Annotated in this window: 22 protein-coding genes and 1 pseudogene; 17 read left to right on the top strand and 6 right to left on the bottom strand. The window is 59.6% G+C overall.

What is annotated here, in order from left to right:
- Positions 1–9 precede the first annotated feature (9 nt).
- The 7 genes and pseudogenes from cobT to AC0V6U_RS08015 all read left to right on the top strand — a co-directional run bounded on the left by cobT (position 10) and on the right by AC0V6U_RS08015 (position 8,746).
- Positions 10–1,848 carry a cobaltochelatase subunit CobT gene (gene cobT / locus AC0V6U_RS08045; RefSeq protein WP_472645636.1) on the top strand — a complete coding sequence of 613 codons (1,839 nt, stop codon included), beginning with the start codon at positions 10–12 and terminating at the stop codon, positions 1,846–1,848.
- Positions 1,845–2,258, top strand: a complete 414-nt coding sequence (locus tag AC0V6U_RS08040; protein WP_472645635.1) for an SMI1/KNR4 family protein — start codon at positions 1,845–1,847, stop codon at positions 2,256–2,258. The genes cobT and AC0V6U_RS08040 overlap by 4 nt, the downstream gene beginning before the upstream one ends.
- Positions 2,255–2,914 carry a nitroreductase gene (locus AC0V6U_RS08035; RefSeq protein WP_472645634.1) on the top strand — a complete coding sequence of 220 codons (660 nt, stop codon included), beginning with the start codon at positions 2,255–2,257 and terminating at the stop codon, positions 2,912–2,914. The genes AC0V6U_RS08040 and AC0V6U_RS08035 overlap by 4 nt, the downstream gene beginning before the upstream one ends.
- A 109-nt stretch (positions 2,915–3,023) precedes the next feature.
- Positions 3,024–4,469: a cysteine--tRNA ligase gene (cysS, locus tag AC0V6U_RS08030; protein WP_472645633.1), complete on the top strand. Its 1,446-nt coding sequence runs from the start codon at positions 3,024–3,026 to the stop codon at positions 4,467–4,469.
- A gap of 124 nt (positions 4,470–4,593) precedes the next feature.
- The gene (locus AC0V6U_RS08025) at positions 4,594–5,532 is read left to right on the top strand and encodes a D-2-hydroxyacid dehydrogenase (protein WP_472645632.1); all 939 of its coding nucleotides are present in this window, start codon (positions 4,594–4,596) and stop codon (positions 5,530–5,532) included.
- Positions 5,533–5,622: 90 nt separating this feature from the next.
- Complete coding sequence (locus AC0V6U_RS08020) at positions 5,623–7,278, top strand: acetolactate synthase large subunit (RefSeq protein WP_472645631.1); 1,656 nt, start codon at positions 5,623–5,625, stop codon at positions 7,276–7,278.
- Positions 7,279–7,305: 27 nt separating this feature from the next.
- Positions 7,306–8,746 (top strand): annotated as a pseudogene (locus AC0V6U_RS08015) (aldehyde dehydrogenase family protein).
- Here the strand turns inward: AC0V6U_RS08015 and AC0V6U_RS08010 are convergent.
- Positions 8,743–9,177, bottom strand: a complete 435-nt coding sequence (locus tag AC0V6U_RS08010; protein ID WP_472645630.1) for a hypothetical protein — start codon at positions 9,175–9,177, stop codon at positions 8,743–8,745. The pseudogene AC0V6U_RS08015 and the gene AC0V6U_RS08010 overlap by 4 nt on opposite strands.
- Entirely contained in the window at positions 9,167–9,490 is a 324-nt protein-coding gene (locus tag AC0V6U_RS08005) for a hypothetical protein (RefSeq protein ID WP_472645629.1), read from the bottom strand. The genes AC0V6U_RS08010 and AC0V6U_RS08005 overlap by 11 nt, the downstream gene beginning before the upstream one ends.
- 124 nt (positions 9,491–9,614) lie before the next feature.
- Between AC0V6U_RS08005 and AC0V6U_RS08000 the strand changes: the two genes are divergently transcribed.
- Together AC0V6U_RS08000 and AC0V6U_RS07995 are read left to right on the top strand one after the other, a co-directional pair.
- Complete coding sequence (locus AC0V6U_RS08000; protein ID WP_472645628.1) at positions 9,615–10,097, top strand: hypothetical protein; 483 nt, start codon at positions 9,615–9,617, stop codon at positions 10,095–10,097.
- A complete protein-coding gene (locus AC0V6U_RS07995) occupies positions 10,078–10,314 on the top strand; it encodes a S24 family peptidase (RefSeq protein ID WP_472645627.1) in 237 nt (78 codons plus the stop codon). The genes AC0V6U_RS08000 and AC0V6U_RS07995 overlap by 20 nt, the downstream gene beginning before the upstream one ends.
- Before the next feature lie 31 nt (positions 10,315–10,345).
- Here AC0V6U_RS07995 and AC0V6U_RS07990 read toward each other — a convergent pair whose 3' ends face one another.
- Positions 10,346–11,017: an HAD family hydrolase gene (locus AC0V6U_RS07990; protein WP_472645626.1), complete on the bottom strand. Its 672-nt coding sequence runs from the start codon at positions 11,015–11,017 to the stop codon at positions 10,346–10,348.
- A gap of 161 nt (positions 11,018–11,178) precedes the next feature.
- Here AC0V6U_RS07990 and AC0V6U_RS07985 point away from each other — a divergent pair, with 161 nt between their 5' ends.
- Both AC0V6U_RS07985 and AC0V6U_RS07980 read left to right on the top strand, forming a co-directional pair.
- Positions 11,179–11,598: a DUF3617 domain-containing protein gene (locus AC0V6U_RS07985; protein WP_486169423.1), complete on the top strand. Its 420-nt coding sequence runs from the start codon at positions 11,179–11,181 to the stop codon at positions 11,596–11,598.
- A gap of 115 nt (positions 11,599–11,713) precedes the next feature.
- Positions 11,714–12,355, top strand: coding sequence for an MBL fold metallo-hydrolase (locus tag AC0V6U_RS07980; protein WP_472645730.1), 642 nt, complete (start codon positions 11,714–11,716; stop codon positions 12,353–12,355).
- Positions 12,356–12,377: 22 nt separating this feature from the next.
- Here AC0V6U_RS07980 and AC0V6U_RS07975 read toward each other — a convergent pair whose 3' ends face one another.
- A complete protein-coding gene (locus AC0V6U_RS07975; RefSeq protein ID WP_472645624.1) occupies positions 12,378–12,773 on the bottom strand; it encodes an MAPEG family protein in 396 nt (131 codons plus the stop codon).
- A gap of 220 nt (positions 12,774–12,993) precedes the next feature.
- On the opposite strand from AC0V6U_RS07975, the gene rpmF reads away from it, so the two are divergent.
- The 6 genes from rpmF (at position 12,994) to AC0V6U_RS07945 (ending at position 16,135) form a co-directional block, all read left to right on the top strand.
- The gene (gene rpmF, locus AC0V6U_RS07970) at positions 12,994–13,170 is read left to right on the top strand and encodes a 50S ribosomal protein L32 (protein WP_472645623.1); all 177 of its coding nucleotides are present in this window, start codon (positions 12,994–12,996) and stop codon (positions 13,168–13,170) included.
- A gap of 30 nt (positions 13,171–13,200) precedes the next feature.
- Positions 13,201–14,301 carry a phosphate acyltransferase PlsX gene (plsX, locus tag AC0V6U_RS07965; RefSeq protein ID WP_472645622.1) on the top strand — a complete coding sequence of 367 codons (1,101 nt, stop codon included), beginning with the start codon at positions 13,201–13,203 and terminating at the stop codon, positions 14,299–14,301.
- Complete coding sequence (locus AC0V6U_RS07960) at positions 14,298–15,275, top strand: beta-ketoacyl-ACP synthase III (protein WP_472645621.1); 978 nt, start codon at positions 14,298–14,300, stop codon at positions 15,273–15,275. Before plsX ends, AC0V6U_RS07960 begins: the two co-directional genes overlap by 4 nt.
- A gap of 130 nt (positions 15,276–15,405) precedes the next feature.
- Positions 15,406–15,708, top strand: coding sequence for an integration host factor subunit alpha (locus tag AC0V6U_RS07955; RefSeq protein WP_472638387.1), 303 nt, complete (start codon positions 15,406–15,408; stop codon positions 15,706–15,708).
- A 3-nt stretch (positions 15,709–15,711) separates the two neighbouring features.
- A complete protein-coding gene (locus AC0V6U_RS07950) occupies positions 15,712–15,858 on the top strand; it encodes a MerR family transcriptional regulator (RefSeq protein ID WP_472645620.1) in 147 nt (48 codons plus the stop codon).
- Positions 15,851–16,135 carry a MerR family transcriptional regulator gene (locus tag AC0V6U_RS07945; protein WP_472645619.1) on the top strand — a complete coding sequence of 95 codons (285 nt, stop codon included), beginning with the start codon at positions 15,851–15,853 and terminating at the stop codon, positions 16,133–16,135. The genes AC0V6U_RS07950 and AC0V6U_RS07945 overlap by 8 nt, the downstream gene beginning before the upstream one ends.
- A gap of 51 nt (positions 16,136–16,186) precedes the next feature.
- On the opposite strand, the gene AC0V6U_RS07940 is transcribed toward AC0V6U_RS07945, so the two are convergent.
- Entirely contained in the window at positions 16,187–19,609 is a 3,423-nt protein-coding gene (locus AC0V6U_RS07940; RefSeq protein ID WP_472645618.1) for a chromosome segregation SMC family protein, read from the bottom strand.
- A 30-nt stretch (positions 19,610–19,639) separates the two neighbouring features.
- Complete coding sequence (locus tag AC0V6U_RS07935) at positions 19,640–20,389, bottom strand: DsbA family protein (protein WP_472645617.1); 750 nt, start codon at positions 20,387–20,389, stop codon at positions 19,640–19,642.
- Between the last annotated feature and the right edge of the window lie 43 nt (positions 20,390–20,432).

Raw genomic sequence — 20,432 nt, 5'->3', positions numbered from 1 at the left:
AGGATTGGAATGGCCGAAGAATCCCCTCTCGACACGTTTAAGCAGGCGCTGACTGGCGCCAGCCGCGCAATTGCGCGCGATGCGGAGGTGGAGGTTGCGTGGAGCGCGGATGTGCCGGGCTCTGCGGGCAATCGTTTTCGCGTGCCCTTGCCGGGCCGCGATTTGCCCGCTGAGCAAGTCACCGAGGCGCGCGGGTTTGCCGACAGCTTCTCGCTCAAACTGCGCCATCACAACGCCGGATTGCACTCCAGCGGCAGCCCGCCAGAGCCGGTGGCGCGCGCGTGCTATGATGCGATTGAGCAGGTGCGTTACGAGGCTCTCGGCGCAAACGCATTTGGTGGCATTCGCTCCAATCTTGATGCGGCGGTGGAGCAGCGCACCGCGACCGATCCAATTGCGCGCGCCCAAAATAACAGTGAGGTCCCGCTCGAAAGCGCACTGTCGCTGATCGTGCGTGAGAAATTGACCGGGCTGGCGGTGCCAGAGCAGGCGCGCGCCGGGGTCGAAATGGTGCGCGAATTTATTGAAGAGCGCATTGGCGATGATCTCAGCAGCCTTGCGGATACGCTGGGAGACCAACAGGCGTTTCAAAAGCTCGCGCTCGATATGCTGCGCGATCTCGATCTCACCCGCCCGCAAGATGCGCCTGATGAGGCGGATAATGACGACGGCGACGAGGAAGAAGGCGCCGTCGACGAGCAAGAGGGCGACGAGCAGCAAGAAGGCGACGCCGATCCGCAGGCCACCGATATGGCGGGCGAACAGGCGGAAGGTGATGGCGACGGCGACGCTGATACCGAGCTGTCCGGCGAAGAGGAAATGCAGGATGGCGAGCCCGGTGAAGACGGCGATGCGAGCAATGCGCCTGTCCGCCCGAACCGCCCGCAGGCCGACATTCCTGATGGGCTGGACTACAAGCCGTTCACCGAGAATTTCGATGAGATTATTGAGGCACCGGAGCTGTGCGATGCGGAAGAGCTCGACCGCTTGCGCGCCTATCTCGATAGTCAGCTGACCGGCCTGCAAGGCGTGGTTACGCGGCTGGCCAACCGCTTACAGCGCCGCCTGATGGCGCAGCAGAACCGCAGCTGGGACTTTGATCAGGAAGAGGGTGTGCTCGATGCCGCACGGTTGGCCCGCGTGGTGATCTCACCGGGCACCGCGCTATCTTACAAGGTGGAGCGTGATGTTGAATTTCGCGATACTGTCGTCACGCTGCTAATCGACAATTCCGGCTCTATGCGAGGGCGGCCGATTTCCATCGCCGCGATCAGCGCGGATATTCTGGCGCGCACGCTGGAGCGCTGCGGGGTCAAAACAGAGATCCTGGGCTTCACCACGCGCGCCTGGAAGGGCGGGCAGTCTCGCGAGGCCTGGCTCGCCGATGGTAAGCCGCAGGGGCCGGGCAGGCTCAATGATCTGCGCCATATCATCTACAAGCAAGCGGATGAGCCATGGCGCCGCGCGCGCCGCAATCTCGGCCTGATGATGCGCGAGGGGCTGCTGAAAGAGAACATCGATGGCGAGGCGTTGATGTGGGCGCATTCCCGCCTGATCCACCGGCCAGAAGATCGCCGGATCATGATGGTAATTTCTGACGGCGCGCCGGTTGATGACAGCACGCTGAGCGTGAATTCGGCGGGCTATCTGGAGGCGCATTTGCGCGGCGTGATCGAGTGGATTGAGAATGTCTCACCGGTCCAACTCGTCGCAATCGGTATCGGCCACGATGTGACCCGGTACTATCGCCGCGCGGTGACGATTATGGATGTCGAGCAGCTCGGCGGCACGATCATGGAGCAGCTTGCGGAGTTGTTTGAGGATGAGAAGGGCAAGGGGCGTCGGTGAGCATTCTCGGAGGTCGAGAATGGTTCGGTCAGCCGGGCGCGAGCGATGCTGAGATTGAGCGCTTGTCTAGGATCGCTCCACGGAAGCTGCCGCTTAGCTATCTTGAACTCCTTCGAGAATCGAACGGTGGTGAGGGACCATTACCGGTTCAACCTTGGAATTTCTGCCTCGACACAGTCGAATTCACGATAAGAGGAGAAACTGAGGGGTGGCAGAAAAAGTTCTTTCCGGACTTCTTTGTTTTTGCCGGTAACGGTGGGGGTGAAGCGCTGGCTTTTGATCTTCGGTCGCCGGAGCATATGCCAATCGTTTGCTATGATATGACAAACTCCGACCACGACGAGAGCGTGTTTGTATTGGCTCCAAGTTTCGACGACCTTCTACCATTGATTGGAGTGCATCAAGAATGAACGTAACCGAAGCCGTCACATCCCGCCGTTCTGTGCGTCAGTTCACCGACCAGCCGGTCGAGCTGGAGACGATCCGCCGCGTTATGGACACCGCGCGTTGGGCCGCGTCTGGCTGCAATTTTCAGCCGTGGGAGGCGACCGTTCTAACTGGCCAGCCGCTCGCAGACCTGCAGGCGAAAATCACCACTACGCCTCCGCAAGCAGCAGAATATGACTGGAATGCACCGGGGCAAGAGGACGCCTACAAAGCGCGCCTCCACGCCGTTTCAAAAGGTATGTTCGGCGCGATGGAAATTGCGCGCGAAGATAAAGAAGGGCGGATGAAGGCGATGATGCGCAACGCCACCAGCTTTGATGCGCCTGCGGTTATGTTCGTCTATTTTCCGCGCCTGATGAAAGAGGCGCAGTGGTCGGACACTGGCATGTGGCTGCAATCGGTCGCGCTGCTGCTGCGCGAGGAAGGGCTCGACAGCTGTTTTCAGGAATACATGGCCTATTACGCGGATGTGATCCGCGATCATCTGGGCCTCGATCACGAGCGCTACATGTTCTTTTGCGGGATGGCGATTGGCTACCGCGACGAGGACGCCCCGGTGAATTGTTATGAGCGCGAGCGCGTGCCGCTGGACGAGCACGTCAAATTTGTGGGCTTTTGAGCAATCGTCACTCCGGCGAAAGCTGGAGTCTAAAACTGCAAAGCTGAACATTACCGCCTAAGATCCCAGCTTGCGCTGGGATGACGCAAGAGGCAAAGCGCGATGCGAAATGACTGACCTCAAGCTCTTCAACTCGCTCACCCGCGAAATCGAACCATTCCGTCCCGTCCATGAAGGCGAGGCGCGCGTCTACACCTGCGGGCCGACGGTCTATAACTATCCGCATATCGGCAATATGCGCGCCTATGTTTTCGCGGATATTCTTGGGCGGACCCTGTCCCACAAGGGCTATGACCTGACGCACATCATCAACATCACCGATGTTGGTCATCTGACCGATGACGCGGATGCGGGCGAGGACAAGATGGAGAAGATGGCGTCTGAAAAGGCGCAAAGCATCTGGGACATCGCGCAGCATTACACCGAGACCTATTGGGCGGATGTGAAGGCGCTCAATATCCGCCAGCCTGCCAAATGGTCGGTCGCGACGGATTACATCGAAGAGATGCTGGAGTTCGCAAAGAGCATTGCTGACAAGCACTGCTATGAGCTGGAAAGCGGGCTTTATTTCGATGTCTCAACCATCGAGGATTACGGGCGGCTGGCGCGCGCCGTAACCGAAGATGGCGAAGGCCGGATCGACACAGTCGAAGGCAAACGCAACGCGGCTGACTTTGCGATTTGGCGCAAGACACCCGCTGGCGAAAAGCGCCAGATGGAATGGGACAGCCCGTGGGGCAAGGGCGCTCCCGGCTGGCACCTAGAATGCTCGGTCATGGGCGAGAAACTGCTTGGTTTTCCATTCGATATTCACACCGGCGGCATTGATCACCGCGAAATTCACCACCCCAATGAGATTGCGCAGAACCAGGCGTTTTGCGGCTGCGGCGGGCTATCCGATGCGCGCAATTCCGGCGCGAATATCTGGATGCACAACAACTTTCTGGTTGAGCGCTCTGGCAAGATGTCGAAGTCTTCCGGCGAGTTCCTGCGCCTGCAATTGTTGCTCGACAAAGGCTATCACCCGCTCGCCTATCGGATGATGTGCCTGCAAGCGCATTACCGCAGCGAGCTGGAGTTTTCGTGGGAGGGACTGACCGCTGCGCTCACCCGGCTCAAGCGGATCGTGATGCTGGTGGAACGCATCGTCGATGCGCCAAGCGGCGGCGCGACCGATCATCCCAAATTTGCGCCTGTACTGGAGAAATTTGAGGCTGCAATCGCCGATGATCTCAACACATCGATTGCGCTCACGGCCTTGGAAGATGCGCTCGCGACCAAGAAGGTTGATGCAGGGATCAAGCGTGCTGTTGTTGAGCTGATCGATAGCGTTCTGGGTCTCGGCCTGTTCGAGCTTGCGCGCACGGACCTACGTATTCGACCGAAAGACGCGGTGATCACTGAAGCAGAAATCGACGCAGCGTTTGAACGCCGCAAGGCTGCGCGCGCGGAGAAAGACTTTGCCGCTTCTGACGCGATCCGTGATGAACTTGCGGCGCAGGGCGTCGAAGTGATGGACGGCGACCCGATGGGGTGGGAGTGGAAACTGTCTTAATTCGTCATTGCGAGCCGCAGGCGAAGCAATCCAAGGAGTAAGCTTGCGTCTTGGTGCCGCGTTGGGCCATGGATTGCTGCGTCGCCCTCCGGGCTCCTCGCAATGACGAGAAAAGAGAGAATACATGACGATCCTTGCCGTATCTGGCCTGATCCGGCCCCTGCTTGAGCCGCAATTGCCCGGCGATGTCGATGTTCGCTGGTTCATGACGCACGAAGAGGCGCTGGAGGCCGTGCCTGAGGCGGAGATCGGCTGGTTCGACATGTATGATCAGGCCGCAATGGCCGATACCTTGCGCGCGGCGAAGAAGCTTAAATGGCTTAATTCGATCTATGCCGGGCTCGATTTTCTGCCGCTGGATGTCCTGATTGAGCGCGGGGTCACGGTCACCAATGGCGCCGGGATCAACGCGATAACCATCGCCGAATATGTCGTGATGGGCATGCTCAATATCGCAAAGGATTATCGCTCTGTAATGCGCGCGGCGGAGCGGCGTGAATGGCTGCTCGACAGTCCGGGCAAGCGAGAGCTGCACGGGTCAAAGGCGTTGCTGCTCGGCTACGGCGCGATTGGCAAATTGATCAAACCGCGCCTCGAAGCATTCGATGTCGATGTGACCGTGGTGCGCCGCTCCGGCGGTGAAGGCGTGCTGACACCGGATGAGTGGCGCGCGAAATTGGGCGAGTTTGACTGGATCATTCTGGCGGTGCCAGCCACGTCTGAAACCGACGGCATGATCGGTGCAGATGAGCTTGCCGCGATGAAATCGGACGCGGTCATTGTGAACATTGCGCGCGGCGCCGTGATCGACCAGCCGGCTTTGATCGAGGCGCTGCAGGCCAAGACCATTGGCGGGGCGTTCTTGGATGTTACGACTCCCGAACCGCTGCCCGAGGATCACGTGCTGTGGACGCTCGACAATGCGCATATTTCCATGCACCTGTCGGGCCGGGCGCAGGACAAGATGTTCATCCGCAGCGCAGCGCGCTTCCTTGAAAATCTTGCAAAATATCGCCGCGGTGAGCCGGTTGCACCGATTTTTGATCCGGTGAGGGGATATTGAGTTAAGACGTAACCGCGGGGGCGGAATTGGCGAAACTTCAAATGCACTCGGCCATTGTCTTCGCACAGGCCGCTTAAGGAGAACGCAGCTATGACCAACACCAAGAAAGCCTCCGACCTTTTTATCGAATGTCTGGAGGCGGAGGGTGTTGAATATATCTTTGGCGTCCCCGGTGAGGAAAACCTCGACTTTCTAGAGAGCCTGTCGAACTCCGATCAGATCAAGCTGGTGCTGACCCGGCACGAGCAAGGCGCGGGCTTTATGGCCGCGACCTATGGGCGGCACACGGGGAAGACCGGCGTGTTTCTGGCGACATTGGGACCGGGCGCGACCAATATGGTCACCGCGATCGCCTATTCGCAGCTCGGCGGCATGCCAACGCTGGCGATCACCGGGCAAAAGCCGATTAAGAAATCCAAGCAGGGCCGGTTCCAAATCCTCGACGTGGTCGACATGATGGGGCCGATCACGAAATACGCTTATCAGCTGCATGCAGGCGACAATATTCCCAGCCGGGTGCGCGAGGCTTTCCGTCTGGCCGAAGAGGAAAAGCCCGGCGCGACGCATCTCGAATTGCCTGAAGACATCGCCGAAGAGCAGACCGATTCTGTGCCCATCGCTCGCTCTGTCGCGCGTAGGCCGTCGGCTGAGGTCAAAGCCGTGCGCATGGCTGTGGAGGCATTGGACGCCGCGCAGCGCCCGGTGCTGGTGATCGGTGCCGGTGCCAATCGCAAGATGACCAGCAATATGCTGGGAGAATTTATCGAGAAGGTGCAGATCCCCTTTGTCACCACGCAAATGGGCAAGGGCGTGATTGACGAGCGGCACCCGCTGTTCCTCGGCTGCGCTGCCTTGTCCGCTGGCGATTTCTGCCACCGCGCGATTGAGGATGCGGACCTGATTATCAATGTCGGCCATGATGTGATCGAAAAACCGCCGTTCTTCATGAACGACAGCAGCGCGACCGTGATCCATGTCTCGACCAAGACCGCAGAGGTGGACCCGGTCTATTTCCCTCAGATCGAGGTGATCGGCGATATCGCCAATGCAATCTGGCAGATCAAAGAGGGCGCGACCATGCGCGATGGCTGTTTGTGTGATCGCATGCTGAAATATCGCGCGGCAGAGGTCGCCCATTCAAAGCCGCTAGAGGCGGACAATCGCTTCCCGATATTCCCGCCGCATCTGGTGCGCCAAGTGCGCGATAGCATGCCCAATGATGGCATCATCTGCCTCGATAATGGGGTCTATAAAATCTGGTTCGCGCGCAATTACACCGCGTACCTGCCCAACACTGTCCTGCTCGACAATGCTCTGGCGACAATGGGCGCTGGTCTGCCCTCAGCGATGATGAGCGCTATGCTCTATCCCGATCGGAAGGTGATGGCGATCTGCGGTGACGGCGGCTTCATGATGAACAGTCAGGAGATGGAAACGGCGGTTCGGCTGGGCCTCAATATGACGGTGCTAATCCTGCGCGACGATGCTTACGGAATGATCCGCTGGAAGCAGGCGAACATGGGCTTTAAGGATTACGGCCTGACCTATGGCAATCCAGACTTTGTGAAATATGCCGAGAGTTACGGCGCGCATGGTCACCGCGTGACGAGCAGTGAACACTTAACCGATGTGCTCGCCCACACGCGCGATACGCCGGGGGTTCACCTGATCGATTGCCCGGTCGACTACAGCGAAAATGATCACATTTTGAACCACGAGATCAAGGAATTGAGCGCGAAGCTCTGAGCCGAAGCCCTGCAAGAGGACATTCCCATGCCAAAGCTTAAAGACACCTATCCGCTCTATCTCAACAATAAAGCTGCGCAGCCCAACACTGATTTGGCGGTGACCGACAAATACACAGGCGAGGTTGCCTTCCGCACGGCGCTCGCCACGCCAGACGTGATTGATGAGGCGATTGCTGGCACCGTGCGCGCGGCCGCGCCAATGGCGAAGCTCGCCAGCTATGAGAAGCAGGACGTGCTGATGCACTGCGTCGCGCGGTTTAAGGAGCGGTTTGACGAGCTTGCCTATTCGCTGTGCGTGGAGGCGGGAAAGCCGATCAATGATGCAGAGGGCGAGGTCACCCGTCTGATCGATACCTTCCGGATCGCGGGCGAGGAGGCCGTGCGCAATTACGGCGAGGTCATGCCGCTCGATATTTCGGCGCGGGCCAAGGGTTATCAGGCGATGTGGAAACGCGTGCCGATTGGGCCTTGCAGCTTTATTTCCCCGTTCAACTTTCCGCTCAATCTCGCCGCGCATAAGATTGCGCCCGCCATCGCGATGGGCTGTCCATTTGTGATGAAGCCCGCGAGCAAAACGCCGCTCGGCGCAATCATCATGGGCGAGGTTTTGGCAGAATGCGATGTGCTGCCCGAAGGGGCATTTTCGATCCTGCTTAGCCAGCCGTGATGGCGCGGACCTGTTCACCACCGATGAGCGGTTGAAGCTGCTCAGCTTCACCGGTTCGCCGGGTGTCGGTTGGGACCTCAAGGCTAAGGCCGGAAAGAAGCCGGTTATCCTAGAGCTCGGCGGAAACGCCGCTGTTATTGTCGATCACGATGCTGATCTGGATGATGCGCTGGAGCGGATTATCTTCGGTGCGTTTTACCAATCCGGGCAAAGCTGCATCGGCGTGCAGCGGATTATCATTCACGCCGATGTCTATGACCGCTTCAAAGATATGCTGGTCGCAAAAACCAAGACGTTGGTCGCGGGCGATCCGAAAGACCGCGACACCTTTATCGGACCGATGATCTCTGAAGGCGAGGCGACGCGCCTTAAAGGCTGGATCGACGATGCGGTCGAGGGCGGGGCGGACCTGCTAACCGGTGGCGGACTGTCGAACGGCAATATGCTGGAGGCGACGCTGCTCGAAAACGTCCATCCTGATGCGGCCGCGATCAATGAAGAGGCTTTCGGCCCGCTCGCGATTCTGCAGAAATTCACGGATTTCGGCTCTGCGCTGGACGAAGTGAACCGCTCCAAATTTGGCCTGCAAGCGGGCATCTTCACCCGCGACCTGTTCAAAATGTACGACGCTTGGGACGAGCTTGATGTTGGCGGTATCGTCATCAACGATGTGCCGAGTTACCGCGTCGATAACATGCCCTATGGCGGGGTGAAAGATTCAGGCCTTGGCCGCGAAGGCATCCGGTTCGCCATGGAAGACATGAGCGAAATCCGGAACCTTGTGGTGCGGCGGAATTAGCTCTCCTCGAGTAGCAACAGCACCGCCGTCACCTGCATGTGCGGTTCTGGCGTGTAATTGCTCTCAACGCTGGAGATCGTTGCATCGGCTACAAGCTGGCTGGGTATGTGAAATTCGTGCTCGGGCAGGGCGGCGATAAACTCCTCACCGACCTTGCAGGCGGCGATCCCGTCGAATTCGAGCACCAATTCGTGGCGTGAGCCGGAAAAGGTGATCGATGCCCAGGGCTTTTCCTCATGCGTGAGCAGATTGCCGCGCCCGCCAGCGAGCTTGAGCAATGCCTCGCGCACCCGGTCGCTGGTTGTGCGCCGTGGGCGATAACGCCGCGCTCGCCGAGCGGCACGCGCGCTCTGAGTGGCTGGCGGCGTGTCGATCATATCCGCTGGAACATCAATATGGCCGCTGTCGGCAGACTTGGTTTCAATAAGCATGGGCGATATCCTGGCCGAGATTTTGAGCGAGTTTCATGCCGAAGGTGCCGGCGTGATAGGTTGGAGCTGGGCCGCTGCTGGGCCGAAAACTGCCGGGTATGGCCTTGAATTCCACTGGAGCGTTTTCGCCCTCGGTGGCTGCGCCGACATAGTCCGACATCCATTGGCGTGTGCGCGCCTCGGTGGCGGCGCGCGGCGTGCGGCCCATCCGCAAATCAAGCACAAAGCGCGGGTCATGCGCGGCCAGCCGTCCGAACTTCGTGGCTGGCATATCGTGGTCCCTCAGGAACTTTTCGATCACTCTGATCAGCATATGATTTCCCCTTCATCTGACTTCAAAAGAGCGAATCATCCTGCTTCGAATCGCTCAATGTTCCTTAAATGTTCCATTCATTTTCCTACTTGTCTAGGAAAAATCTTGCGTGTAGGAAGGAAAAATGAGGAACTCAGAAAAAAACAATCCATCCGACCCGCGTCAGCGCCTGCAGGACTTGTCAAAGGAGCGGGGCGCGAGCCTCGCGAATCTGTCGAAAATGCTGGGGCGTAACGCGAGTTATCTGCAACAATTCATCACGAAAGGCTCGCCTAGGAAGCTTGAGGAAAATGACCGCCGCGTCCTCGCGCAATTCTTTGGCATTGCTGAGACGGAACTAGGTGCTTTGCCTGGTGGTTCGAAGGAAAATTCCTACACAACGTCTGCGGCGGGGCAATTGGGCAGGGGCACGAGTGCGAAAGCGTGGGTCGATGTGCCGCGGCTTGATATTGGGGCCTCCGCCGGACCGGGTACTTTGCCCGATTCAGAAGAGCCTTATGATGCGTTCCAATTCTCACGCCGCTGGCTGACTGAGCAAGGGCTCGAAGGGGCCAAGCTATCCGCGATTACGGTGACGGGCGATCTCGATGGAGCCGCTGCTTCATGATGGCGATGAAATCTTAGTCGACCGCGCTGAGCGTCCTTTCAGGGACGGCGTGCATGTCGTGCGGCTCGGCGACAATCTGATGGTCAAGCGCGTCGCCAGCGCAGGGCCAGGGCGGCTCGCGCTAATCTCGCAAAACCTCGCCTACCCGCCGATCGATGTGGCCGCGGAGGAATGTGAGATCATCGGCCGCGTCGTTTGGAAAGGTGGGCGGATTTGAGGGTGGGTCTTTCCGGGCGCTAGCTGGGCACTCATAGCAATCCGACAATTTCGTGATGGCTGGAGACAACTAGCGACGCCCCATTCGCGAGCAGTCGATCCGCGAGACCCTGATCCGCGTGGCTGCCTCCAACAAATCCAATGGGCAACATGCCTGCCGCGCGCGCTGCCCGAATACCGTTGATGCTGTCTTCGATCACAGCGCATCGTTCTGGCGGGACTTCAAGCTGCTTGGCGGCATGGAGAAACAGGTCCGGGTCTGGTTTCCCCGAGCTCACGGCATCGACCGAATAGATGTGGGGCGCGAAGAGTTCAGCGAGCTTCGTGATCTCCAGCTTCTTGACCAGCTTGTCCGTTGGAGCAGAGGATCCGACGGCAACTTTACCGGAAAACGCCTCGACTAGTTGCGCCACTCCGCCAAGCGGCCGAAGCTCAGCCTCAATCCTAGGCTCTGTGCGTTCATGCAATCGCGCGCCAAAATCTGCCGGGAATGTTCCGCCAACGCGGGCCTGATAATCCGACGCCAACTGCGCGTAGAAATCGGGATAAGACAGTCCGACAAAGCGCGAGAGGTATGCCTCGCGATCATAAGACAACCCAAGCTCAGCAAGCATTTCTCGCTCGACCTCAATGTGGATGACTTCAGAATCGACAAGCACACCGTCACTGTCGAAAATTATGGCTTTGCAAGTTGATAGGTCCATGGCTTGGCAACATCTCCCACAAGTTTCGCAGCAACGCACGATGAGGGCTCTTAGCTCGGGTCGCAAGCTCAACTGCGGCACTCACTTGTATTCCCGGGCGTCTGCCGTCACAGTCCGCGCCCATGAGAGTAGCCTGACCTGCGTTCAAAAGGAGCCCGCTCATGCCGAAAATACCCCAAAGAGCCAATCGAGCGGCTCAGCTCTTATGCGTTGCTACGTTGTGCGTGGGCGCCGCGGATTCGCGCTCGATTGAGTTGAGCGCCGGGCAGTGGACTGTCGATCACACGCTGAAAGCTCCCGAAGCGGGCATGGTCCATAACGAGCAATCGCAGTTTTGCCTGACCGAGGCGAATAACACGATCACCTTCGACAGAATTCTGGCCGATCTGAATTTTGGGCAATGCACAACGCGCAATGTCGTGATCGCTCAGGGCCGGGCGAGTGCGGATATGACCTGTGTTTACGAAGAGGACGGCGGCGTGACGATCACCGGGACCATCGAGGGGACCTATACTAGCGATCGCTACCGCGTTGTGGCCGTGATCAATGAGAATGGCGCGAATTACGAAGGGATCGGCTAAGCGCACCGGAGCCTGCGGTGGCTAGACCCAATCGCGCTAAGCCGGTGTCCGCTTGCAATCCTTAGCGCACACCGCCACATCCTCAGCCATGACTGAACAACCCAAAACGCCCCCGATGAAGGCCGCGATTATTCCGGTGACGCCGCTGCAGCAGAACTGCTCGCTGATCTGGTGCACGACGACGATGCGCGCGGCCTTGATTGATCCGGGCGGCGATCTGCACAAGCTGAAAGATGGCGTGGCGAAGGCCGGTGTGACTCTGGAGAAAATCCTGATCACTCACGGCCATCTCGATCATTGCGGCCAGGCCGGCATGCTAGCGGAGGAACTGGGCCTACCGATCGAAGGGCCGCATAAGGATGATCTGTTCTGGATTGAGCAGCTCGACAATGACGGCGCGCGCTATGGCATGGAGGCCAAGAGCTTTGAGCCGACCCGCTGGCTGGAGCATGGCGACACCGTCACCGTGGGCGAGTTGAAATTGGATGTGATCCATTGCCCCGGCCATACCCCTGGGCACGTGGTGTTTTTCCACGAGCCGAGCCGGTTTGCAGTGGTCGGCGATGTTCTGTTTCAGGGCTCAATCGGGCGAACCGATTTCCCGCGCGGCAATCATCAGGACCTCATCAATGCGATCACCCAGCGGCTGTGGCCATTGGGCGAGGATGTGATGTTTATTCCCGGACATGGCCCGACCAGCACCTTTGGTCAGGAACGCAAAACGAACCAGTTTGTGAGCGATTACATCTTGTCTTAGGTGCGGCGGCGCGCCCTGTCTGTTAGATTACTCGAAGCACAACAAGCGTCGCGGCGACCGCCAAACCTAGCTGTGTGAGCATAGTTATGATCGTGCCGATAAAGCGGCCTTTGCTGAGGCTGCCCCCGTCCATGCCAAACCCATGCGCTACGCGGCCAAGCATATAGAGGCCAGCGACATAGGCGAGCCACGTTCCGCCTCTGCCTGAAAGCTCAATCGCTGCGATCAGGATCAGCACGAAGGCCGTGTTCTCAACAAAGTTCAATTGCGCCCGCATGCGCCGCTCGACGCTCTCATTGCCGCCATCGCCGACGAAGACTTTCGCCGCGCGGCGGACTGCGCCAATCCGGATAGACAGCCAAATGTTCAAGATCGCAGCCGCAGCCGCGGCGGCCAAAGTCACCGGAAGCGTAATCATAAATAGTTCCCTCAAAACGTGTTATTCGGGTGCTAGGCGGGTCAAGAGCGGCTTGCAACGTGCGATTTTTACGCTATAGCGCGCGGCTTGCCCGGCGGTATTGGCTTGGATTTTCGTACGAGGGAAAACTTGTGCGGCACGATAGCTTACCCTAAGGGATCATCATATTGATGCGTAACACTGCGCAAAGACACAGTTTATTTGAGAAACAGGTGCCGGAATGGCTGTCCCTAAGAGAAAAGTATCCCCACATCGCCGCGGCAATCGCCGCGCACACGATCTGCTGAAAGTAGAAGCGCATCACGAATGCAACAATTGTGGCGAGCTGAAACGCCCTCACAATCTGTGCCCGCATTGCGGGTTCTACAACGGGCGTGAGGTTGTCGCAGTCGTTTAAGGCGGCAGTGACTTTGACGGAGAACCAGCCATGAGCCTGCCGCGTATCGCTATTGATGCGATGGGCGGCGATGAAGGCGTGCGCGTAATGGTTGAAGGCGCTGCGCTGGCGCGCCGCCGTCATGAAGATTTCCAATTTCTGTTGGTTGGCGACCAAGCGCGGATTGAAGCCGCGCTTGAGGCGCATCCTGCGCTGCGCAGCGCCTCTGAAATTCTGCACTGCGATGATGTGATCGGCGGCGATGAATTGCCCAGCCGCGCCATCCGCCGGGCAAAGACCACTAGCATGGGACTGGCCGTAAATGCCGTGAAAGTCGGCGATGCTGGCGCCGCGGTCAGCGCGGGCAATACCGGCGCTTTGATGGCGATGAGCAAGCTTGCCCTGCGCACGATGCCGGGCATTGGGCGGCCCGCCTTGGCGGCTTTGCTTCCAACACTTGAAGATCACGATGTTGTGATGCTCGATCTCGGCGCAAACACCGAGGCGAATGCTCGCAATCTGGTGCAATATGCGGTGATGGGCGCGGCTTATTCGCGGATCGTCAACGGCTTTGAACGGCCCAAGGTCCGCCTGCTCAATATTGGCACCGAAGAAATTAAAGGCACAGACGCTCTGCGTGACGCGGCCGCTCGTTTGCAAGAAGCGAGCGAGGCCAGTGATGGCGGGCTCGCGCTCCAGTTCGATGGCTTCGTCGAATCCGACAAGATCAATCGCGGCGAAACCCATGTTGTCGTGACTGACGGCTTCTCTGGCAATATCGCTTTGAAGGCGATCGAGGGCTCCGCGCGCTTTGTCACCGATCTGCTGCGCAACGCCTTCACGAGCTCACTGCGGTCTAAGATTGGTTTTCTGGTCTCACGTCCCGCGACGGAGCTGCTGCGGCATCATCTCGACCCGAACAACCACAATGGCGCGGTGTTCCTGGGCCTGAATGGCGTGGTTGTGAAAAGCCATGGCAGCGCAAATGCCGCGGGCGTGGCCAATGCTGTTGCCGTTACTGCGAGCCTGCTGAAGAACAACCTCACCCAGCGCATTTCGCAAGGGCTGGCTGAACTCGGCGAGGATGCGCTCAAAGAAAATGGCAATGGCGCCGCAAAGGTCGAAAAACCCGATAGCGAGGCCCCTGCGTGACGCGCTCCCGCCTGCGAGGTACGGGGTCGGCATTGCCGGCCAACGTGGTCACCAATGCAGAGCTTGCGGAGCGTGTCGACACCAGCGACGAATGGATTGTAGAGCGCACCGGTATTCGTCAGCGCTACATCGCTGAAGACGGCGAGACGACCTCTACCCTTGCAATCGCAGCGGCGCGGGCCGCGCTGGATGACGCGGGCATGGAGGCAAGCGAGATCGATCTGATCGTTCTGGCCACCGCCACACCGGACAACACATTTCCTGCAACCGCGACCAAGGTTCAGCATGCGCTAGGCTGCAATGGTTGCATCGCATTTGATGTCGCCGCGGTCTGCTCCGGCTTTCTCTATGCGCTCGCTACTGCCGATTCGATGCTCCAATCGGGCATGGCAAAGCGCGCATTGGTGATCGGAGCGGAAACGTTCAGCCGTATTCTCGATTGGGAAGATCGCACCACCTGCGTGCTATTTGGCGACGGGGCGGGAGCAATCGTGATCGAGCGCGATGACGCCAGCTCCAGCGACAGCGCTGACGCGGCTGGCATTATTTCCACGCGCTTGCATGCCGACGGCGCGCAGCACGATCTGCTGTATGTGGATGGCGGGCCGTCAACGACACAGACGGTCGGGCATTTGCGCATGAAGGGCCGCGAAGTGTTCCGCCATGCTGTCGTCAATCTCGCCAGTGTTCTGCATGAAGTCATTGAAGACACTGGTATTTCCACCGATGATATCGATTGGGTGGTCCCGCATCAGGCCAACGCCCGGATCCTTGATGCGACCGCGCGCAAGCTTGGTCTGCCAGCCGAAAAGATCGTGGTGACGGTCGATCAGCATGCGAATACGTCCGCCGCTTCGGTCCCGCTCGCGTTGGATACCGCGCGCCGCGATGGCCGGATTAAGGACGGCGATCTGGTCATGTTAGAGGCGATGGGCGGCGGCTTTACTTGGGGCGCCAGCCTGATCCGGATTTAGTCTTTTCGCCGTCTGGCGTTCAGGCAATGTGCACAATTTTGCAGCAATATTCACCGGCAAGTTGCGAAAATTGCGTGATAACTCTACTACTAGGCCACGCTTTGTGGTCGCACCTACAAGGAGGAATTGCATGATGCGTTCTGTGGGCACTCTTACCCGCGCCGATCTGGCCGAAACGATTAACCGCCGTATGGGCTTTAGCCGCTCTGAATCGCTCGACATGGTTGAGGCAATTCTCGACAAGATGTGCGGCGCTCTCGCGGATGGCGAGAATGTGAAGATTTCTGGCTTCGGCAGTTTCGTTCTGCGCGACAAGCGCGAGCGGATTGGCCGCAATCCTAAGACCGGCGTTGAAGTGCCGATTACGCCTCGCCGCGTGATGACCTTCCGCGCCAGCCAATTGCTGAAAGAGCAAATCGCGAAAGGCGCTTAATCAATGACTGACTTTGACGATGGCAAGGACGAAAGCGCGCTTCGGACTATCGGCGAGGTCAGTGATGGATTGGGTATTAAGCCGCACGTGCTGCGCTATTGGGAGCAGCAATTTACGGCTCTCAAACCCCTGAAACGCAGCGGTGGCTAAGCGCTATTACCGGCCTGAAGACGTTGAACTGGTTGAGAAAATCAATCAACTTGTCAATGAAGAAGGCTATACGCTGAAGGGCGCGCAAGCGGCCCTTCGAGCCAGTAACAGCGCTGGCGGAGATCGCCGCGGTCTTGATCGCCGAGTTGGCGATCGCCGCACCGATGGGGAAGATGTTAGCAGGAGTGTTGCCGCTGCTCCGGCGAAGGATTTCAGTGAAGCCATTGCAAAGCTGAAGTCGATCCGGGTGCGCCTTGCGACCGCCATTGAAGCTTAGTTTTTGATTGAAGTGTTGCCGCGCTACTCCGCGCTGGCAAATCTGATCCCGCTACTCCGCGACCATCAAGGCCGCTTCACCTAGGTCGACGCTGACGAGGCGCGAGACGCCTTTTTCCGCCATGGTCACACCGAACAAACGGTGCATCCGGCTCATGGTCACGGCATTGTGGGTGACGATCAGATAGCGCGTTTGCGTGTTCTGGATCATCGAATCGAGCAGATCGCAGAACCGCTCAACATTGGCATCATCGAGCGGCGCATCGACCTCGTCGAGCACGCAAATCGGCGCTGGATTGGTCAGAAACAGCGCGAAGATAAGCGCAGTTGCGGTCAGTGCCTGCTCCCCGCCGGATAGCAGCGACAAGGATTGCAAACGCTTGCCTGGCGGCTGAGCGTAAATCTCAAGGCCAGCCTCCAGCGGATCGTCGCTATCGATCAGGGCCAAATGCGCTTGGCCGCCTTCAAACAGGCGCGTGAAGAGCTCGCGGAAATGCCCGTCGACCTCCTCAAACGCGGCGCGTAGGCGTTCGCGGCCCTCGCGGTTGAGATTGCCGATCGATCCGCGCAGACGGTTCACCGCCTCGGTCAGTTCCGCCTGTTCACTGGCGCTGCTGCCATGCTCGGCCTCGAGCTTTTCCAATTCTTCCGCGGCCACCAGGTTCACCGGGCCAATGCGTTCGCGGCTGGCGGAGAGGCGCTCCATCTCATTGCCTTCAGCGGTCGCGTCGAGTACCGTTTGTACATCAAATTCAAAGCGTTCCGCCAGCATGGGAGGCGGGCATTGGAACCGCTCGCCAGAGATCCTCGCCATTTCTCCGCGCCGCGCCTCTTGGCTTTCTGCGCGCGCTGCCAGAGTGGCGCGGCCTTCGCGCGCCACTGTGAGCGCTTCGCCTGCTTCGGCCAGCGCACTGTCACAAGTGGACATCGCCGCCTGACATTCCGCCAGCGCTGCCTCGGCCACTGAGAGTTCCTCGCCCAGCCGGGTGCGCAGCGCATCGCCTTGCTCAATTTCTTCGATCAGTGACGCGGGCTTGTCTGCGAAGACTTTGCGCTCTTGCTCAATCTCTTCCAGCCGCCGTCCGGCCTCGGCCATGCGCCGTGCGGCCTCACCAGAGCGTGCCTCCCAGTTCGCGCGGTCAGCCTGCTGGGCCGCATTGCGTTCGCGCGTCACGGCCAGGCCCTGATCATGCGCGGCAAGCTCGGCCATCGCCGCTTGTACGGCAGAGCGCGCGGCCTCGTGCTTGGCCTGAGCCGCCTCCAGACCGGCTCGGCCAGTGTCGGGCGAGGGCAGGGTGTCGCGCTTTTCCTTGGCGCTCGTTAGGTCATTTTCGGCCGCGCTTGTTTGCTCGCCAAGTTCGGAGCGTGAGCTCGCCAACTCCTCGAGCCGCGCGGCAATCCGTTCTTTGGCGGCCTCGGCTTGGTCAAGACGCCGCAGAGCATGGCGCTCTTCTTCGATCGCGCCGGCGATCTCGCGTTCTTGGGCAACGAGGTTCGTTTGTAGCGCCGTCAGTTCCTCGCGTGCGCTGCGCTCTTCGCCCTCTGCCGTTTCTGCAGCATCCCGCAATCCGGGCAAAATTCCTTCAAGCTCAGCGAGGCGGTTCGCGGCTTCCAGCTTGGCTGCCTCAGCTGCGCCTTCGCCGCGCGCAACAAACCCGTCCCAGCGGCGCAAATGGCCTGCTTTTGTGACGAGCCATTCGCCGGGATTGAGCGTTCGGCCATCGTCTTCGTCCGCAACATGCACGAGAGCGAGGCGCGCGCGCAGCTCTTCCGGGCAGTGGGTGAGGTGGCCTATCAGGCTGTCTTTGACTGGCTTTGGCGCGGTGCCACCGGCCCAGAACCGGCCGTCTTTCCCTGCTTCAGGAGAGCCAAGCGGCGACTTGGAATCGCGGCCCAGAACGGCGGCCATGGCGCGCTCATAGCCACGCTCCACCGCGACCTTTTCGAGCGCTTGAGGCAGGCCGGCGCTGTCCTTGGTGCGCTTGGCCCTTGCATCGCGGTCGCGCGCTAGAGCGGAATATTCGCGTTCGATCCCGGCCAATTCTGCTTTCGCTGCCGCAAAAGCCGCCGCTGCATCATCGCGCGCAATCTGTAGATCGGATTTGCGAGCTTGGTCAGCCTCCAGCGTCTCGCGCAGTTTCGCCAGCGCTGCTTCAGCTGCCGCGACATCGGCCTTGGCTGTCTCAACTTCGGCCTCTGGGTCATTGCCAGAGGTTAGCTCAGCCTGTTGCCGTTCGAGCCGCTCGTGCTCGCTCCGCAGCCGCGCAAGCCGCGTCTCTGCCTGCTCAATCGCCGCTTCTGCGACGCGCCATTCTGCTTCAACCCCGGCATGGTCGGCGGTCGCTTTGGCCAGAGCGAGTTCAGCCGTCCGGCTGGCGCGCTCGGTGTCCTCCGATTTTGCGGCCATGGCCGGGCGCAATTCTTCGTCCCGCTTCAGCGCTGCATCGCTCGCCGCCATTTCGCGGGTCAGGCGCTCCAGAGCTTCTGCCGCATCGCTGGTCATGCGGTCAGCATCGCCGCGATCTTCTTCCAGTCGGACGCGCTGCCGCTCCAGGTCAGCCAGCCGCTGCTCTGCCGCTTCTAGTTTCTCAGCGAGCGCAGCCATGCGGTGGCCGTGCGCGCTGCTGTCATCGCGGCGATCAGCCAGCTCATCGCGGGCCTCGGTCAGCTTTGCTGCGGCTTCGGCCTGCGCTTTCTGTGCGATATTGGCCTGCTCTTTGGCGGCTGCGACCTTGTCATCGGCGCCTTGTGCTGCCGCGCGGGCTTCCTTCGCGGCGTCGGCGGCATCGCGCCAGCGCGCAAAGAGCAGTCGAGCCTCAGCGATCTGGATCTGATCGGTCAGTTTCTTATAGCGTTCGGCCTGTTTTGATTGCCGCCGCAGCGAGGCCATCTGCGTGTCGAGACCCGCCATCAGGTCTTCGAGCCGGGCGAGGTTCGCCTCGGTTTGGCGCAGCTTGCTCTCGGCATCCTTGCGCCGCACGTGCAGGCCAGCGATCCCGGCGGCCTCTTCGAGCATTTGTCTGCGCTCGGTCGGTTTTGCCGCGATCACTTGCGCGATCTTGCCCTGGCTCACCAAAGCCGGGGAGTGCGCACCCGTGGCGGCATCGGCGAAGGTCAGCGAGACGTCCTTGGCGCGAACGTCGCGGCCATTGACGCGGTAGGCGCTGCCCGCACCGCGTTCTATCCGGCGGGTGACGATCAGCTCTTCATTGTCATCGTCCGAGGCATGAAGGACAACTTCAGCGAAATCACGCGGCGGGCGCGAGCTCGTGCCTGCGAAGATCACATCTTCCATCCCGCCAGAGCGCATGCTCTTGGGCGAGTTTTCGCCCATTACCCAGCGAATTGCCTCCAGCAGGTTGGATTTGCCGCAGCCATTGGGGCCGACAACGCCGGTGAGGCCGGGTTCGACGCGCAATTCAGCAGGCTCAACAAAGCTCTTAAAACCACTGAGCTTTAGCTTGCTGATCTGCATATGCGGCGTGCCCCCGGCTATCCCGCTCGCTTAACGAGCGCCGGCGCGTTGTAGCGCGGGTTCAAGTTGATCCCAGCCGATTGCTTCGACCCGGGCGCCGTTCAAGAAGAATGTCGGCGTCGCATTGACGTTCAATTCTTCCGACTGCGCGGCGGATGTGTCGGCGATGGCTTGGATGCGGGCACCATCAGCGAGGCAGGTGCGAGCCTGATCCGCGCTGAGGCCGCGTGCGGAGAAAAAGTCGATCAGGCCAGCGGCCTCTGCGATGCCGATAAAGCGTTGATCGACCGGCATTTGACCGGCGGCCTGATAGGCGGCGTTATTGCCCTGGACATTGCCCATAATCGCGGACAGCGAAGCCCATGCCTGGTCAGCCAGGGGCATCATGTTTTCTTTCTGACCGCACCGCACCAGAGTGGCGATGGTGAGATCAACCGGATCGCGCACCAAATTACGCAGTTCAAAGCTGACCACGCCGCTGGTGACGTATTTTTCCTTGAGCGGAGCGACGCCGGTCGCAGCAAAACTCGCGCAGGCACCGCAGGTGTGCGAGGCGAATTCAATAAGCTTTAGCGGTGCGTCAGGATTGCCGACTTGATAGCCGCCTTCTTCGGTGACGACGACAGTGTCGGTCCATGATGTGCCCTCTGGCGCAGGGATCGCGGCGATCGGTTCGCCAGACAGCACGTCGTCGCTGGCTTCTGTGTCATTGCAGGCGGCAAGCGCCAGCGCCAATGGAGCGGCGCAGCCAAGGGCAAGAATGCGGCGGGAAAAGGTCATGAGTTCGTCGTCCTTAAGTCTTGTCGAGAAGCGTATACGAAGG

This window comes from Erythrobacter sp. W36, assembly GCF_057364935.1.
Note: the sequence above shows the minus strand (reverse complement) of the source record. Positions and strands in the feature narration are given on the sequence as shown.

Excerpts from the sequence above, each read along its gene's own strand:
- AC0V6U_RS07975 (WP_472645624.1), bottom strand. The coding sequence starts at position 12,773 with ATGATTACGCTTCCGGTGACTTTGGCCGCCGCGGCTGCGGCTGCGATC.
- AC0V6U_RS07935 (WP_472645617.1), bottom strand. The coding sequence starts at position 20,389 with ATGACCTTTTCCCGCCGCATTCTTGCCCTTGGCTGCGCCGCTCCATTG.
- cobT (WP_472645636.1), top strand. The coding sequence starts at position 10 with ATGGCCGAAGAATCCCCTCTCGACACGTTTAAGCAGGCGCTGACTGGC.
- AC0V6U_RS07955 (WP_472638387.1), top strand. The coding sequence starts at position 15,406 with ATGATGCGTTCTGTGGGCACTCTTACCCGCGCCGATCTGGCCGAAACG.
- AC0V6U_RS07940 (WP_472645618.1), bottom strand. The coding sequence starts at position 19,609 with ATGCAGATCAGCAAGCTAAAGCTCAGTGGTTTTAAGAGCTTTGTTGAG.
- AC0V6U_RS08025 (WP_472645632.1), top strand. The coding sequence starts at position 4,594 with ATGACGATCCTTGCCGTATCTGGCCTGATCCGGCCCCTGCTTGAGCCG.
- plsX (WP_472645622.1), top strand. The coding sequence starts at position 13,201 with ATGAGCCTGCCGCGTATCGCTATTGATGCGATGGGCGGCGATGAAGGC.
- AC0V6U_RS07950 (WP_472645620.1), top strand. The coding sequence starts at position 15,712 with ATGACTGACTTTGACGATGGCAAGGACGAAAGCGCGCTTCGGACTATC.
- AC0V6U_RS07980 (WP_472645730.1), top strand. The coding sequence starts at position 11,714 with ATGAAGGCCGCGATTATTCCGGTGACGCCGCTGCAGCAGAACTGCTCG.
- cysS (WP_472645633.1), top strand. The coding sequence starts at position 3,024 with ATGACTGACCTCAAGCTCTTCAACTCGCTCACCCGCGAAATCGAACCA.
- AC0V6U_RS07985 (WP_486169423.1), top strand. The coding sequence starts at position 11,179 with ATGCCGAAAATACCCCAAAGAGCCAATCGAGCGGCTCAGCTCTTATGC.
- AC0V6U_RS07995 (WP_472645627.1), top strand. The coding sequence starts at position 10,078 with ATGGAGCCGCTGCTTCATGATGGCGATGAAATCTTAGTCGACCGCGCT.
- rpmF (WP_472645623.1), top strand. The coding sequence starts at position 12,994 with ATGGCTGTCCCTAAGAGAAAAGTATCCCCACATCGCCGCGGCAATCGC.
- AC0V6U_RS08000 (WP_472645628.1), top strand. The coding sequence starts at position 9,615 with ATGAGGAACTCAGAAAAAAACAATCCATCCGACCCGCGTCAGCGCCTG.
- AC0V6U_RS08035 (WP_472645634.1), top strand. The coding sequence starts at position 2,255 with ATGAACGTAACCGAAGCCGTCACATCCCGCCGTTCTGTGCGTCAGTTC.
- AC0V6U_RS08020 (WP_472645631.1), top strand. The coding sequence starts at position 5,623 with ATGACCAACACCAAGAAAGCCTCCGACCTTTTTATCGAATGTCTGGAG.
- AC0V6U_RS08005 (WP_472645629.1), bottom strand. The coding sequence starts at position 9,490 with ATGCTGATCAGAGTGATCGAAAAGTTCCTGAGGGACCACGATATGCCA.
- AC0V6U_RS08010 (WP_472645630.1), bottom strand. The coding sequence starts at position 9,177 with ATGCTTATTGAAACCAAGTCTGCCGACAGCGGCCATATTGATGTTCCA.
- AC0V6U_RS07990 (WP_472645626.1), bottom strand. The coding sequence starts at position 11,017 with ATGGACCTATCAACTTGCAAAGCCATAATTTTCGACAGTGACGGTGTG.